Below are 12993 nucleotides of genomic sequence, written 5' to 3' on the forward strand. Positions count from 1 at the left end.
CACGCTGGCTATGGTCTTACAATCACGAACGCCCGAATATGGCGCTCGGCGGCATCACTCCGATCCAAAAGCTGGCACTCGCTGCATAGCTCCACTTCTGGCGACTGCTAAAAATGGGGGGATTACCCTTGCTCTGCGCCGTGTCGTTTGCAATGTTTGCCACGTACGCCTTTCAGCGCCGTTCGCTCGTCATCGCAAGCGGAGCACTAGTCGTCGCCCTCCTCGGCGCGGCTCTGCTCTTCGCCAGTATTGGTCTCGCTCTTCCGGGCTGCTCCGGTGTCTGAGCCGCCTAACAATTCGTCCAAGCCGACGCCGCTTCTCGGCGCGGCTTAACTCAGGTGTTAGGCGGCTATGAAAGAACTCCTCTATCTAGCAGCATTCCTAGCGGTCACTCTCGGCATCGCGCATTCGGTTCTTGGGGAGCGGTACATTCTTGTTCGCCTCTTCCGGCGGGACGACCTGCCCAAGCTATTTGGCGGCACAGAGTTCACTACCCGCACATTGCGTTTCGCTTGGCATATCACCACCGTTGCATGGTTCGGCTTTGGGGCGCTCCTACTGCACGCTGGGCGTGGCGACCTCACCCCTTCCGGCACGCTACGCATCATTGGCTTCACCTTCATCCTTTCCGGCCTTCTTCCCCTCGTCATTACTCGTGGCAAGCATCTGTCCTGGCTGGTACTGTTCGCCATCGGCGGCATTGCCCTGTGGGGCGCCGCCTAACAATGCGTTCAAGCCGATACCGCATCGGGGCGCGGCTTAACTTAGGCGTTAGGGCTTTATGGACAGACTGTCGACAGTTGTGGTCATAGGAGCAGGAGCCAGCTTTGAGTTGGGACTACCCCTCGGGAGCGGGCTCAAAGCTGAGATCGCCTCACTTTTCGGAGGCGCCTACCTGCAGCATGACGAGATCACCTTTGAGGCAGTTCGACACGCAGATTTAGTAGAAAACGGAGCTAGTCCAAAGCGAACCTATTGGTCTGCCGGAGAGCGAATCGCGAGAGCAATGCCTCAGGCGATTTCTATTGATAACTTCGTGCATGATCAGCGTGACGATCCTCGAATAGCTCTGTGCAGCAAGATCGCCATCGCTCGCTGCATTCTTCGGGCGGAAGAGAACAGCAAGATATTCAAGGCGGCCGCGCGCACTAAGTCATTAGACATTCATCGCCCACGTGGTGATCAGCACTTCAGATTCTTGGAAACAGAAGAGACCTGGCTCAACCAGTTCTTCCGGAATCTTACGCAGAGCTGCACGCTCGACGAACTACCCGCGCGCTTCTCAAACATTACTTTCGTGATATTCAATTATGATCGCTGCATTGAAACATTTGCAGTGATTTGGGTAAGCGAGTATCACGGAATTCCTAGATCGCAAGCCGCTGAAATAGTCGGTGCATTAACATTCTTACACCCGTATGGCCATGTTGGCCCAATCTCCTGGAATGATAGGAAGCCACTTCCAGAGTCATTTGGTGTCACACCAAGGCCAGACAAGCTGTACGAGCTATCTAAGGGCATTCGGACTTTCACCGAGGGCGTAGAAGAGGGATCGTCTCAGATTGAAGAGATTAGGAATAGCCTCATTCAATCGAAGCAAGTTTTGTTTCTTGGATTTGGCTACATCGACTTGAACCTACGCCTGCTCGGTGAAAGCAATCGTTCCTACTTCCCATCTCGCTTGATAGGCACAACCCAAGGCTTGTCTGGATTTGACACATCTGTAGTCCGATCGCGTCTACAAGAGATCTTCGCAGTTCCAGACGACCAAATTTTCCTGAACGCAGACACCTGCGTAAAAACAGTGCAAGATTTCAGCAGAGCTTTGCAACCCGCTTAAAGCCCTAACAATTCGTTCAAGCCGACACCGCTTCGCGGCGTCGGCAAAGCCTCGTAAGATTGTGGCCTTGCCGCCGCCGCAAAGCGGTGCGGCTTAACTCAGGCGTTAGGCCGCATGGAACGATCAACAATGTTCAAGCACAACCCCGACCAAGTTGCCGCACACGCATCGCTTACCTCGCATCAGCGCATTGCATTTGCCATTCTTGTCGCTGGTGCAATCCTGCCCATAGTGTTCTCGGGCGTCATTCGGCCGGTGTTCTGGCTTATCGCATTTCAGCTCGCGTGCGTCACAGGCATTGCCTGCATTCGCTGGCGCTCGCCCGGCATCGGAGGGAGCGTGCTCGTGGTCGCACTGGCAGCAATCGCGTGCCTAGTATCGGTGGCGGCGGGCTTTGCGGCCTAACAGTTCGTCCAACCCGATGCCGCTTCGCGGCCCGGCTTAATTTTGGTGCTGGACCGCTACATACATCAGGGGAAATTGCCATAAAGATCGTGTCATTCGCGCTGATCGCGCTGCTCGCTGCCCATTCCAGCGCTGTTGCGCAGACGCGCTGCTCGACCGATCCATACGGCAACACCACTTGTCGCAGCAGCGATGGAACCACTACGCGCGCAACCACGGATCCGTACGGCAACACAACGTATCGCCGCAGTGACGGTATTACGACCCGCGCAACATCGGACCCTTACGGCAACACGACGTTCCGTCGCAGCGATGGCTCGACCACCCGCGCCACAAGTGACGCCTTCGGAAACGCCACATATCGCCATAGCGACGGCTCTACTACTCGCGCGACGACCGACCCCTATGGCAATACCACGTACCGCAGCAGTGACGGCACGACCAGGCGCTGCAGCACTGATCCGTACGGGAACACGACCTGCCGCTGAGCAAGTCGACCCGAGTGGGCGACAATGGCGCCTCGCAACGAGGGTGATGATCGATGCAGCTGATGTGCGGTGATGCCAAGGGCGTGAACAGCAGGAGGTTCCATTCAGCCCTCCTGCTTTGCTCGGCGCTGCTTGCGGCGACCGCACCGCCGGCGGCCTCGCGGGAGCCTGGGCCTGGATCCTTGATCCGGTCGGCGACCTGGGAGGATCACAGTGAGTACTACCCACGCAGTACGCTGTGCGAAAGCGATGAGGTGACGCTGTGGTCCTGCCAGGCGGACGACCAGGAGCATGCGCTCTGCTCATCGCGCGAAATGACCAGCATCGGTGCCCATGGCTATATGCAGTACCGGGCATTGCGTGGGGGATCGACGGTGGTTGTCCATCCGGAGGCAAAGCAGCCGCCGGCAGGGCTGTTTGCTTTCAGGGCGTCTTCCAATGGAGATGCCGCCGTCGAGTTCATGCGGGGGGACAGCAGGTACGTCCTGGTGGATGCGCTCCGGGGCGAGTCGGCCGTGCTGGTTGATCCGCCGGACGGTCCAACGACGCGCATTGCCTGCGGAAGCAACCAGACGTTGCAGGTCAACTACACGCTGCGGCTGATGCATGAGGCGGGAATATGGGCGCCGGCTGCCGAAGTTGCCGCGCGGGCCCGGGCCGCGGTGGACGCTGCGATCCTGCCGCTGATGTCCGAACACGATGTCCCCGGCATGGCCGTCGGGGTGATCATCGATGGCGAGCCGCATGTCTTCACGTATGGCGTCGCCTCGAAGGAGACCGGCGCGCCGGTCACCGAAGCGACGCTTTTCGAAATCGGTTCCGTCAGCAAGGTCTTTACCGCAACGTTGGCCGCGTACGCGCAGGCGACCGGCAAGCTGTCGCTCGGGGATCACCCGGGTCAGTACCTGCCCGAACTGAAGGGCAGGCCGGTCGACCAGGCCTCTTTGCTTCACCTGGGTACGTACACCGCCGGCGGCTTGCCGCTGCAGTTCCCCAGCGAGGTGGCGGACGACTCGGCGGTGATGGACTACTTCCACGGCTGGGAGCCGTCGGCCCCGCCCGGCACGCGGCGCGATTATTCCAATCCCAGCCCGGGCCTGCTGGGCCTGGTGACGGCCAGTGCAATGGACGGCGGCTTCGCCGCGCTGATGCAGTCGACGGTATTCAGCGCCTTCGGCATGGCCGACACCTTCATCCACGTGCCGGACGAGAGGATGGCGGACTACGCCTGGGGCTATCGCAATGACAGGCCGGTGCGGGTGAGCGCGGGGCCGCTTGACGAGCAGGCGTACGGCGTGAAGACGACGGTGTCGGATCTGGTCCGCTTCGTGCTGGGGCACATTGATCCCGACTCGCTTGAACCGGCGATGCGCCGGGCCGTGGAAGTGACGCAGGGCGGATACTTCCGTGCCGGGCCGGTGGAGCAGGGGCTGGGCTGGGAGCGGTATCCGCAGGCCGTTTCACGCGAGTGGCTGCTCGGTGGCAATGCCAGGGAAATGGCGTTCGAGCCGCAGCCGGCCCATCGGGTGGCCGGGCAGGGTGGGGAGGGTCGTTACTTCTTCAACAAGACCGGCTCGACGGGCGGGTTCGGCGCCTACGTGGCGTTTGTACCCGGCGAGAATTTCGGCGTGGTGCTGCTTGCAAACCGGGGCTTTCCCAACGCTGCCCGCATTGAAGCGGCCTGGCAGATCCGCGAGCAGCTTGCATCGGACTCCGGTGCTGACTGACCCGTTCGAGGAGGACGGCTTATGGAAGGGAGTCATCGTATGAAAATCGTGTTCCCCCGCGACGCCGCCCGGGCGCTCGTCCTCGCCTCGGCACTGGCGGCCGGACAGGCCGCCGCCCAGGCGCCTGGCGGCTTTTCGGTCAAGCATGAAACTGTGATCGCGGCGCCGCCGGCCGAGGTCTACCGCGCGCTGGTGGAAGATGTCGGCAGATGGTGGAACCCGGCGCACACGTATTCCGGCGATTCGGCCAACCTGACCATCGACGCGCGGCCGGGCGGATGCTTCTGCGAAAGACTTGCCGACGGTGGGGGCGTGGAGCATCTGCGCGTGGTGCATGTCGCGCCCGGCGCGATGCTGCGCCTGTCCGGCGGGCTCGGGCCGCTGCAGGCGCATGGTGTTGCCGGCAGCATGACATGGATGCTCGAAGACATTGAAGGCGCGACCTCGGTCGAACTCACCTACGTGGTGGGCGGGTTCATGGAAGGCGGGCTTGAACGCGTCGGCGGGCCGGTCGGCGCGGTGATCGGTGAGCAGCTCGGCCGGTTGAAGCAGTACGTCGAGACCGGCGATCCGTCACAGGATGCGCCGGAGCCGTAGGCGGGCCACGGGTTTGCTGATCATGTGCGGCGTGACCTGGGCGCTGGCAAAGCCGCTCCAGGGCGCGTGAGGCTGGCCTAGTCGCGGAAGTTGTCGAACTGCAGCGGCCGCTCGAACTCGCCGGCCTTGAGCAGCGCGATCGCCGCCTGCAGGTCGTCGCGCTTCTTGCCGTTGACGCGCAGCTTGTCGCCGTTGATCTGGGTGTCGACCTTGAGCTTGGCTTCCTTCAGCGTGGCCTGCAGCTTCTTGGCCAGCTCGCGCTCGATGCCTTGCCTGACGCTGATCTTCTGGCGGGCGCCGGCCAGGTTGGTGTCGATGTCCCCGAACTCCAGGCAGCGCGCGTCGATGCCGCGGGCGATCAGGCGGGCGCGCAGGATGTCGGTCATCTGCTTGAGCTGGAACTCGCTCGGTGCGGACTGGGCGATCACCCCGTCGTCCAGTTCGAACTTCGCGTCCACGCCCTTGAAGTCGAAGCGGGTGCCCAGCTCGCGGTTGGCCTGGTCAACGGCGTTGGTCAGTTCGTGGCTGTCGACTTCGGAGACAACGTCGAAGGAAGGCATGGCAGGGCTCCTTGTTGCGGGGCCGATAGCGTAGCAAGGGCGCGGGGCCGGATTACAATCGACCTGGCCATGTGGAGACTGCTCGCGCTTGCCATCACCGTCGCAACCGGGCTGGGTTACCTGGCGCTGATGCGTGTGGCGCCGGATACGTTCGGCTGGACGTACCCGCGCGGCGGGATCTTCGTCCTGGTGTTCTCGCTGCTTGCGGCCAACGCCGCGATCTGGGTGGCGGCGCGGGCCGGTTTCCCGGTGGAGCACAGGCTCCAGCTGGTGGCCGCGGCGTGGATCTGGCTGCTGGTGCAGGCCGGGGCGATGGCGTGGCTGTACGCCAGCTTCCGGTAGGCTACGGCCCGTGCGCCTCTGGTCCCTCCATCCCCGCTACCTGGACCGCCAAGGCCTGACCGCGCTCTGGCGCGAGGGGCTGCTGGCGCGGGCGGTGCTGGCGGGGAAGACCCGCGGGTACCGCAACCATCCGCAGCTGCAGCGCTTCCGCGGGCAGGCCGATCCGCTGGCGTCCGTGGATGCCTATCTGTGGGCGGTGCAGCAGGAGGCGGCGCGGCGCGGGTACCGCTTCGATGGTTCAAAGCTCGGTGAGTGCCGGGAGGTGCCGGTGATTCCGGTCACCGACGGCCAGCTGGCGCTGGAGTGGGCGCACCTTGGGCGCAAGCTGCAGGCGCGCAGCCCGCAGGTGGCGCAGCAGTGGGCCGGTGTGCAGGCCCCGCAATGCCATCCGGCGTTCAAGCCGGTGCCGGGCGGGGTGGCGGAGTGGGAGCGGGCCGGGTGAGATGTCCGATCACCCGGTTTCAGGTGGCAGGCCCTACGCGGGCGGGGGCGGGTCAGCCCGGCCGGGCGCGCTCGGCGACTTCGGCCAGGGTGGCCGGGGTGATGTGCCACTGGCCGGCGGCTTCATAGGCGAAGTCGGCGGTGATCTTTCCCGTGGCGCTGACGATGCGGATCACGCAGGCGCCCCAGGGCTCCCTGTCGTCCACGCGGGTGGCATCGCGCAGGGCGTCCAAGTCGTTGCCCAGCTCCGTTGACTCCGGCGTGGCCGCTTCGGGCGGCTGGCCGTCGCGGTAGCGAAAGCCACTGAGCACGCGCCGGCCGTCGCTGTAGGTGGCGATGAGCGCGTAGCCGTCCCACGGCTGGGCGTCGACCTTCGGATCGCTCACGATCCGCTGGCCGATCTGCATGATCAGGTCGTTGCTGTCCATGGCGGCGAGGATATCAGCTGGCGTGGCTGATCATGTCGTCCATGTCGCCCTGCTTGATGTTGGCGAAGTACTGGCCGGCTTCATTGTCGAAGATGGTGGTCTGCGGGTCGTACACCACCGCGCCGGTCTCCGGGTTGGTGACGCTGTAGTCCACGATCACCTGCTGGGGGAACTGCGCACCGGCGGGCGTGAGCTCAATGCGGATGTCCACGTCCATGCCGTGGTCCAGCCAGTCCGCCCACTCCTGCTCCATGCGCGCGTAGGGGCCGGTGTTGAAGTTGGCCTGCTGCGGGAACATGTTCACCGGGCCGTGCCCGTGCACGAAGCGGTAGGCGAGCAGGTGGCCGGTGTGGTGGTCGCTGCCCAGGCCGTTGTCCTTGCGGAAGTCGCTCTGTGCGGTGGATTCGGTGCGGTCGCCGTCGCGGTAACGGCTGCTGCCCGGCGTCCAGGTGAGGGTGCCTTCGGCCTGCACCGGACGGCCGTCGCGGTCGAAGGTCCAGGTGATGTCGTTGGTCTCGCCGCTACCCACGTCGGTGATCAGGCCGTTGATGGTGCTGGCGGTCACGGTCTCGCTTACGCCGATGGTGCCGTCGGGCTGGGTGCCGGTGACCAGCAGGTGGTTGAACGCGGCGCGCTGCCCGGGGTCGGTGGGATCGCGCTGCACCAGGGTGTGGACGGAGAAGTCCTCGCGGTCGGTCGCGGGAGCGGCCGAGCCGTTTTCGAACGGGCTGTCGAACACGTGCGCGTGGCCGGACATGATCCGCAGCTCGGGAACCGGGGTGGCCTTGGTGATGGTGCTCTTGCTCACCACCAGGCGCACGTCGTCGATGTCCTCGATGCCGTTCACGTCGGCCAGGGTGCGGAAGGTGTCCTCGAACGCGGTGCCGCTGAAGTCGCCGCCGCGCAGCTCCACGCTGGTGCCGGGCGGCCAGGTGTCCGGATCCATCGGGTTGAGCGCCTGCATCGCCTCGGGCGTGGCCTGCGCGCGCACGGCGTTGGCGTGGTAGGTGACCGCGATGGGGCCGGAGTCGTGCCCGGGCGCGCTCACCGAGACCTCGGTGGTGCCGGTCCAGGTGGTGCGCTGGCGGAAGCTGGACTCCTCGCTGATGCGGGTGGTGGCCGGATCGTGCTCGAACTCCACGTCGCGGCCTTCGGCGCCGGTGATGGCGTCATCGAAGCCCGGCGTCGGCGCCAGGTCGCGGAAGCGCTCCAGGGCGCTGTTGATCCAGTCCGGCAGGGAGAAATCGGTGCGGGGCGCGTCGATCGTCATCAGGGCACGCTGGCAGGTGGCGGGGGCCGATGCGGGGAAGCTTATCGGCCTGCGCGCGGGGCCGATATTGGGGTTTACCCGAGGAGGAGGCGCGGTTGGGGCGCGGATCAGCGCCGGGCGGACTGCAGCTGGCGCAGTTCGGCCTTTTCCTCGGCCGAGAGCGCGGCGAAGCCGCCTTCGGCGACCTGGGCCTGGAGCTCGTCCACGCGCTGATCCAGGGTCTGGCGGTCCAGGCGGGCGATGACGTCGATGAATTCAACCCGCCAGGTGGCCTCTTCGCCGGGCAGGTCGATCATGGCCAGCTTCTGCAGCGCGTCGCCTTCTTCACGGTCGGCGAAGTGCTCGAGCAGGGCGGCGGTGGTGATGTCCGGGCGGCTGTGGACGATGGCGATCAGCTCGGTCAGCAGCGGGATGCCGGGCTGGCGCAGGGCGGTGAAGCGGTAGGTCTCGGGCAGATCCAGGGCCAGCGCCGGGCGCTGCATGAGCAGCAGGATGGCGGTGCGCACCAGGCTGCGGCGCGGCGCGTTGACCGGCCGCGCCGAGCGCGCGCGGCGTGCCGGCACGTGGGTGTCGGGGGTGGCGGTGCGCGCGCCCACGCCGGTCAGCTCGGTCAGGCGCTGGCGCATGAGGTCGGCGAAGGCGCCGTCGGGGATTTTGTCCAGCTGCGGGCGGGCGCGTTCGGCCAGCCGCGCCTTGCCGTCCAGCGAGCCCAGGTTGATGTCTTCGCCCACGGTGTCGAAGAAGAATTCCGACAGCGGCGTGGCCGCGGCCAGGCGCGCGTCGAAACCGGCCTGGCCCTCGGCGCGCACCAGCGAATCCGGATCCTCGCCCTCGGGCACGAACAGGAAGAAGGCCTGGCGCCCGTCGCGCATGCGCGGCAGCACCGACTCCATGGCCTTGACCGCGGCGCGGCGTCCGGCGGCGTCGCCGTCGAAGCAGAAGTACACGTCCGGCGCGCTGCGGAACAGCAGTTCGGCGTGGTCGGGCGTGGTGGCGGTGCCCAGCGTGGCCACGGCCTGGGTGATGCCGTGCTGGAACAGGGCAATCACGTCCATGTAGCCCTCCACCACGATCAGCCGGGTGAGCTCGCGGTTGGCCTGGCGCGCCTGCCACAGGCCGTACAGCTCGCGGCCCTTGTGGAACAGCGGGGTCTCGGGCGAGTTGAGGTACTTGGGGCCGTCGCTCTTGCCCAGCACCCGGCCGCCGAAGCCGATGGTGCGCCCGCGCCGGTCGGCGATGGGGAACATCACCCGGTCGCGGAACTTGTCGTAGACGTGGCCGCGGTCGTTGCGGCTGAGCATGCCGGTTTTTTCCAACAGCCTGATGCGGCGCTCGTCGGTGCCCAGCGTGTCCTTGAGCACGCCGAAGCCGTCGGGTGCGTAGCCGATGCCGAACTGCTCGCGGATCGCCTCGTCCATGCCGCGCCCATCCAGGTAGGCGCGGGCGGCGTCGTTGCCGGCCAGCTGCTGGCGGTAGAAGCGCTCGGCCGCGGCCAGCATGTTGAACATCGGGTCGATGTCGCCGTCGCGGTTGCGCTGGCGGGTCTCGCGCGGCACTTCCATGCCGGCGGCGCGGGCCAGCTCCTCGACCGCGTCGAGGAATTCCAGGCGGTCGTAGTTGATCAGGAACCCGATGGCGCTGCCGTGCGCGCCGCAGCCGAAGCAGTGGTAGAACTGCTTGTTGGGCGAGACGGTGAACGAGGGCGAGCGCTCGTCGTGGAACGGGCAGCAGGCGGCGTATTCGCGGCCCTGGCGCTTGAGCGGCACGCGCGCGTTGATCACATCGACGATGTCGGTGCGGGCCAGCAGGTCGTCGATGAAGGCGTCGGGGATGCGGGACATTGCCCCGCTAGGATGCCACGCCGGACGCGCTCAGGGCCGCGGTGCGGGCGCCTGCGGGGCGCCGGGCGGGCGGATGTCTTCGGGCAGCACCACCGGCAGCTTGCGCGGATCCTCGATGCAGGGGGATTCGTCGGCGACCAGGCGCTCTCGCGCGCGCTCGTCGATGACCGCGGTGATCAGGGCGCCGCCGAAGAAGATCATCGCCGCGTAGTAGATCCACACCAGCAGCAGCACCAGCGCGCCGGCCGAGCCGTAGGCGCTGCCGGGCGCGGCCTCGGCCAGGTAGAAGGCGATCGCCCAGCGGCCGACCAGGAACAGCGCCGAGGTGATCAGCCCGCCCAGGAACGCCTGCTTCCAGTGCACCCGGCGGTCGGGCAGGTAGTGGTAGAGCAGGGCGAAGGCGCTGGTGTAGACCAGCAGCATCACCGTGTTGCCGGCCACCGGCACCAGCATCGGGATGTCGCGGAAGGCCAGCTCCACCGCGGTGCCGGCCAGGGTGGAGATGATCACCAGGAAGCCGAGCGAGAACACCACGCCCACCGAGAACACCCGCTTGCGCAGCCAGGCCAGGATGCCGCCCAGGCTCTTCTCGCTGGTGTGGAAGATCAGGTTGAGGGTGGTCTGCAGGCGCGCGAACACCACCGTGGCGCCGACGAACAGCAGCCCGGTGCTCCACAGGCCGGCCAGGCTGCCGATGTCGGGCTGGTCGCTGGCGTTGCGGATGACGGTGTTGGCCACGGTCTGGGCCTGGGGCCCGGCGAGGGTGCCGATCTGGCCGATCAGGGCGTCCTGGGCTTCGGGGTACAGCGAGGCCGTGAGCCACAGCAGCAGCACCAGCAGCGGCGCCAGCGAGATCAGGGCGAAGAAGGCGAGCGAGGCGGCCTGGGTGAGCAGGTCGCATTCGACGAAGCGCTTGACCAGGGCGTAGGGCAGGCTCTCCTGGACGATCGCAGTCCATCGCTTCAGGCGGGGGTTGTCGAGCATTGCCATGGGGACAAGCATGGCACGGCCCCGTCAGCGGCCCGCGTGAACGCCCCGCTCCTGCAGCCCGGGTGCGATCAGGCGGACGCGGGTGCGTTCAGCCGGCGAGCTTCTGCTTGACCAGCTTCGAGACCAGGCCCATGTCGGCCTTGCCGGCCAGCTTCGGCTTCAGCGCGCCCATCAGCTTGCCCATGTCGGCCGGGCCGGCGGCGCCGGTGGCGCTAACGGCGGCGTCGATTTCGGCGTTGATCGCGGCCTCGTCCATCTGCGCGGGCAGGTAGCCTTCGATGACCGTGATCTCGGCGCGCTCGATGGCGGCCAGATCCTCACGGCCGGCGGCCTCGTACTGGGTCACCGAGTCGCGGCGCTGCTTGAGCATGCGCCCGAGCACGGCGACCACCTCGGCGTCGTCCAGCTCGATGCGCTCGTCCACTTCCCGCTGCTTGATGGCCGCGTTGATCAGGCGGATCACGCCCAGGCGATCCTTCTGGCCGGCCTTCATCGCCGCCTTCATGTCTTCGGTCAGGGTCTGCTTGAGGGTCATCGGGGGTCTCCGGCGGTGCGGGGGGAACGAAGAAAAGCCGGCGACGCGTGGCGTGCCGGCTTCACTTGGAAGCTGAACATGGCGCCCCGCGCAGGCGGGGCGGCCGGTCAGTACAGGCGCTGGCGCTTGGTGACGTCGCGCGAGGCGCGGCGCGCCTGGCGCTTCACAGCAGCCGCGGCCTTGCGCTTGCGCTCCTGGGTCGGCTTCTCGTAGTACTCGCGCTTGCGGGTTTCGGCCAGGACACCGGCCTTTTCGCAGGTGCGCTTGAAGCGGCGCAGGGCAAACTCGAACGGCTCGTTTTCGCGGACTTTGACGCTGGGCATGGAATCTCCGGGGGTGTAATTCGCCGGTCTTTCGCGCGGCGAGCCGCATATGATAGCCAGCCCCATGCCCCCGCCGCAAGTCCGGCCTTCCCGCGCGGGGGTGACTTGCGACCCCGGCGCCCCCATTCTAGTGGCCATGCGAGTCCTTGGAATCGAAACCTCCTGCGACGAAACCGGCGTTGCGGTGTACGACACCGCCATCGGCGGGGCGGCCGGGCTGCGCGCCCAGGCCGTGTACAGCCAGATCGCACTGCATGCCCAATACGGCGGCGTGGTGCCGGAGCTGGCCAGCCGCGACCACGTGCGCAAGCTGCTGCCGCTGATCCGCCAGACCCTGGCCGAGGCCGGGATGGGCGTGCGCGACCTGGACGGGGTGGCCTACACGGCCGGCCCGGGCCTGGTGGGCGCGCTGCTGGTGGGCGCGGGCGTGGCGCGCGCGCTGGCCTGGGCGCTGGAGGTGCCGGCGCTGGGCGTGCACCACATGGAGGGGCACCTCTTGGCGCCGCTGATGGAGGACGACCCGCCCGAGCCGCCGTTCGTGGCCCTGCTGGTGTCCGGCGGGCATACCCAGCTGGTGGCGGTGGAAGCGATCGGCCGCTACCGGCTGCTGGGCGAGACCCTGGACGACGCCGCCGGGGAGGCCTTCGACAAGACCGCCAAGATGATGGGCCTGCCGTATCCGGGCGGGCCGCAGCTGGCGACGCTGGCCGAGCAGGGCACGCCGGGCGCGTTCAAATTCCCCCGGCCGATGACCAACCGGCCGGGGCTGGATTTCAGCTTCAGCGGGCTCAAGACCCAGGTGCTGCTGGCCTGGCAGGGCAGCGACCAGTCGGAGCAGACCCGGGCCGATATTGCCCGCGGCTTCGAGGACGCGGTGGTCGAGACCCTGGCGATCAAGTGCGAACGCGCGCTGGACGCGGCCGGCACCGGCACCCTGGTGGTGGCCGGCGGCGTCGGCGCCAACCGGCGCCTGCGCGCGCGCCTGAAGGAGATGGCCGCCGCCCGCGGCGGCCGCGCCTGCTTCCCGCGCCCGGAGCTGTGCACCGACAACGGCGCGATGATCGCCTTTGCCGGCGCGCTGCGGCTGGACGCCGGCCAGCGCGACGGCGTCGATGCGCAGGTGGTGCCGCGCTGGGACATGGCCACGCTGGAGCCGCTGGCCGCCGCGTGATGGCGCCGGTCAAGTTCCACTCGTTACCCTTGTGG

Annotated in this window: 15 protein-coding genes; 8 read left to right on the forward strand and 7 right to left on the reverse strand. The window is 66.8% G+C overall.

All coding sequences use genetic code 11. The features are described 5' to 3' along the window. The first annotated feature begins 351 nt into the window (after nucleotides 1-351). The 5 genes from ACOZ90_RS13800 (at nucleotide 352) to ACOZ90_RS13820 (ending at nucleotide 5057) form a co-directional block, all read left to right on the forward strand. Entirely contained in the window at nucleotides 352-723 is a 372-nt protein-coding gene (locus tag ACOZ90_RS13800; RefSeq protein ID WP_422894226.1) for a hypothetical protein, read from the forward strand. A 58-nt stretch (nucleotides 724-781) separates the two neighbouring features. After that, nucleotides 782-1840 carry a hypothetical protein gene (locus tag ACOZ90_RS13805; RefSeq protein ID WP_422894227.1) on the forward strand — a complete coding sequence of 353 codons (1059 nt, stop codon included), beginning with the start codon at nucleotides 782-784 and terminating at the stop codon, nucleotides 1838-1840. Nucleotides 1841-1969: 129 nt separating this feature from the next. Next, complete coding sequence (locus ACOZ90_RS13810) at nucleotides 1970-2245, forward strand: hypothetical protein (protein ID WP_422894228.1); 276 nt, start codon at nucleotides 1970-1972, stop codon at nucleotides 2243-2245. Nucleotides 2246-3335: 1090 nt separating this feature from the next. Beyond that, complete coding sequence (ampC, locus tag ACOZ90_RS13815) at nucleotides 3336-4460, forward strand: class C beta-lactamase (protein ID WP_422894255.1); 1125 nt, start codon at nucleotides 3336-3338, stop codon at nucleotides 4458-4460. A 39-nt stretch (nucleotides 4461-4499) separates the two neighbouring features. After that, nucleotides 4500-5057, forward strand: coding sequence for an SRPBCC family protein (locus tag ACOZ90_RS13820; protein ID WP_422894229.1), 558 nt, complete (start codon nucleotides 4500-4502; stop codon nucleotides 5055-5057). Nucleotides 5058-5134: 77 nt separating this feature from the next. Here ACOZ90_RS13820 and ACOZ90_RS13825 read toward each other — a convergent pair whose 3' ends face one another. Further along, the gene (locus ACOZ90_RS13825; protein ID WP_422894230.1) at nucleotides 5135-5617 is read right to left on the reverse strand and encodes a YajQ family cyclic di-GMP-binding protein; all 483 of its coding nucleotides are present in this window, start codon (nucleotides 5615-5617) and stop codon (nucleotides 5135-5137) included. Between the two features lie 69 nt (nucleotides 5618-5686). Here ACOZ90_RS13825 and ACOZ90_RS13830 point away from each other — a divergent pair, with 69 nt between their 5' ends. Both ACOZ90_RS13830 and ACOZ90_RS13835 read left to right on the forward strand, forming a co-directional pair. Continuing rightward, nucleotides 5687-5959: a hypothetical protein gene (locus ACOZ90_RS13830; RefSeq protein ID WP_422894231.1), complete on the forward strand. Its 273-nt coding sequence runs from the start codon at nucleotides 5687-5689 to the stop codon at nucleotides 5957-5959. Between the two features lie 10 nt (nucleotides 5960-5969). Continuing rightward, nucleotides 5970-6401, forward strand: coding sequence for a pyrimidine dimer DNA glycosylase/endonuclease V (locus ACOZ90_RS13835; protein ID WP_422894232.1), 432 nt, complete (start codon nucleotides 5970-5972; stop codon nucleotides 6399-6401). Between the two features lie 52 nt (nucleotides 6402-6453). Here the strand turns inward: ACOZ90_RS13835 and ACOZ90_RS13840 are convergent, their stop codons facing one another. From ACOZ90_RS13840 to rpsU, 6 genes are all read right to left on the reverse strand, one after another. Beyond that, on the reverse strand, nucleotides 6454-6828 hold the full coding sequence (locus ACOZ90_RS13840; RefSeq protein ID WP_422894233.1) for a hypothetical protein: 375 nt from the start codon (nucleotides 6826-6828) through the stop codon (nucleotides 6454-6456). A 13-nt stretch (nucleotides 6829-6841) separates the two neighbouring features. Then, nucleotides 6842-8098 carry a DNA/RNA non-specific endonuclease gene (locus tag ACOZ90_RS13845; protein ID WP_422894234.1) on the reverse strand — a complete coding sequence of 419 codons (1257 nt, stop codon included), beginning with the start codon at nucleotides 8096-8098 and terminating at the stop codon, nucleotides 6842-6844. A 107-nt stretch (nucleotides 8099-8205) separates the two neighbouring features. Next, on the reverse strand, nucleotides 8206-9939 hold the full coding sequence (gene dnaG, locus ACOZ90_RS13850) for a DNA primase (RefSeq protein ID WP_422894235.1): 1734 nt from the start codon (nucleotides 9937-9939) through the stop codon (nucleotides 8206-8208). Between the two features lie 30 nt (nucleotides 9940-9969). Beyond that, nucleotides 9970-10929: a YihY/virulence factor BrkB family protein gene (locus ACOZ90_RS13855; protein WP_422894236.1), complete on the reverse strand. Its 960-nt coding sequence runs from the start codon at nucleotides 10927-10929 to the stop codon at nucleotides 9970-9972. An 88-nt stretch (nucleotides 10930-11017) separates the two neighbouring features. Further along, on the reverse strand, nucleotides 11018-11464 hold the full coding sequence (locus ACOZ90_RS13860; protein ID WP_422894237.1) for a GatB/YqeY domain-containing protein: 447 nt from the start codon (nucleotides 11462-11464) through the stop codon (nucleotides 11018-11020). Between the two features lie 107 nt (nucleotides 11465-11571). Then, nucleotides 11572-11787 (reverse strand): 30S ribosomal protein S21, encoded by a 216-nt coding sequence (gene rpsU / locus ACOZ90_RS13865; protein ID WP_111267721.1) that lies wholly within the window; start codon nucleotides 11785-11787, stop codon nucleotides 11572-11574. A gap of 136 nt (nucleotides 11788-11923) precedes the next feature. Between rpsU and tsaD the strand changes: the two genes are divergently transcribed. Further along, nucleotides 11924-12958 (forward strand): tRNA (adenosine(37)-N6)-threonylcarbamoyltransferase complex transferase subunit TsaD, encoded by a 1035-nt coding sequence (gene tsaD, locus ACOZ90_RS13870; RefSeq protein ID WP_422894238.1) that lies wholly within the window; start codon nucleotides 11924-11926, stop codon nucleotides 12956-12958. Nucleotides 12959-12993: the final 35 nt, after the last annotated feature.

The organism is Luteimonas dalianensis (genome assembly GCF_049339425.1).
Classification (GTDB): domain Bacteria; phylum Pseudomonadota; class Gammaproteobacteria; order Xanthomonadales; family Xanthomonadaceae; genus Luteimonas; species Luteimonas dalianensis.

Bases quoted from the DNA above. Each gene is read 5' to 3' on its own strand.
- ACOZ90_RS13800 (WP_422894226.1), top strand. From the start codon at position 352: ATGAAAGAACTCCTCTATCTAGCAGCATTCCTAGCGGTCACTCTCGGC.
- ACOZ90_RS13805 (WP_422894227.1), top strand. From the start codon at position 782: ATGGACAGACTGTCGACAGTTGTGGTCATAGGAGCAGGAGCCAGCTTT.
- ACOZ90_RS13810 (WP_422894228.1), top strand. From the start codon at position 1,970: ATGTTCAAGCACAACCCCGACCAAGTTGCCGCACACGCATCGCTTACC.
- ampC (WP_422894255.1), top strand. From the start codon at position 3,336: ATGCATGAGGCGGGAATATGGGCGCCGGCTGCCGAAGTTGCCGCGCGG.
- ACOZ90_RS13820 (WP_422894229.1), top strand. From the start codon at position 4,500: ATGAAAATCGTGTTCCCCCGCGACGCCGCCCGGGCGCTCGTCCTCGCC.
- ACOZ90_RS13825 (WP_422894230.1), bottom strand. From the start codon at position 5,617: ATGCCTTCCTTCGACGTTGTCTCCGAAGTCGACAGCCACGAACTGACC.
- ACOZ90_RS13830 (WP_422894231.1), top strand. From the start codon at position 5,687: ATGTGGAGACTGCTCGCGCTTGCCATCACCGTCGCAACCGGGCTGGGT.
- ACOZ90_RS13840 (WP_422894233.1), bottom strand. From the start codon at position 6,828: ATGGACAGCAACGACCTGATCATGCAGATCGGCCAGCGGATCGTGAGC.
- ACOZ90_RS13845 (WP_422894234.1), bottom strand. From the start codon at position 8,098: ATGACGATCGACGCGCCCCGCACCGATTTCTCCCTGCCGGACTGGATC.
- dnaG (WP_422894235.1), bottom strand. From the start codon at position 9,939: ATGTCCCGCATCCCCGACGCCTTCATCGACGACCTGCTGGCCCGCACC.
- ACOZ90_RS13855 (WP_422894236.1), bottom strand. From the start codon at position 10,929: ATGGCAATGCTCGACAACCCCCGCCTGAAGCGATGGACTGCGATCGTC.
- ACOZ90_RS13860 (WP_422894237.1), bottom strand. From the start codon at position 11,464: ATGACCCTCAAGCAGACCCTGACCGAAGACATGAAGGCGGCGATGAAG.
- rpsU (WP_111267721.1), bottom strand. From the start codon at position 11,787: ATGCCCAGCGTCAAAGTCCGCGAAAACGAGCCGTTCGAGTTTGCCCTG.
- tsaD (WP_422894238.1), top strand. From the start codon at position 11,924: ATGCGAGTCCTTGGAATCGAAACCTCCTGCGACGAAACCGGCGTTGCG.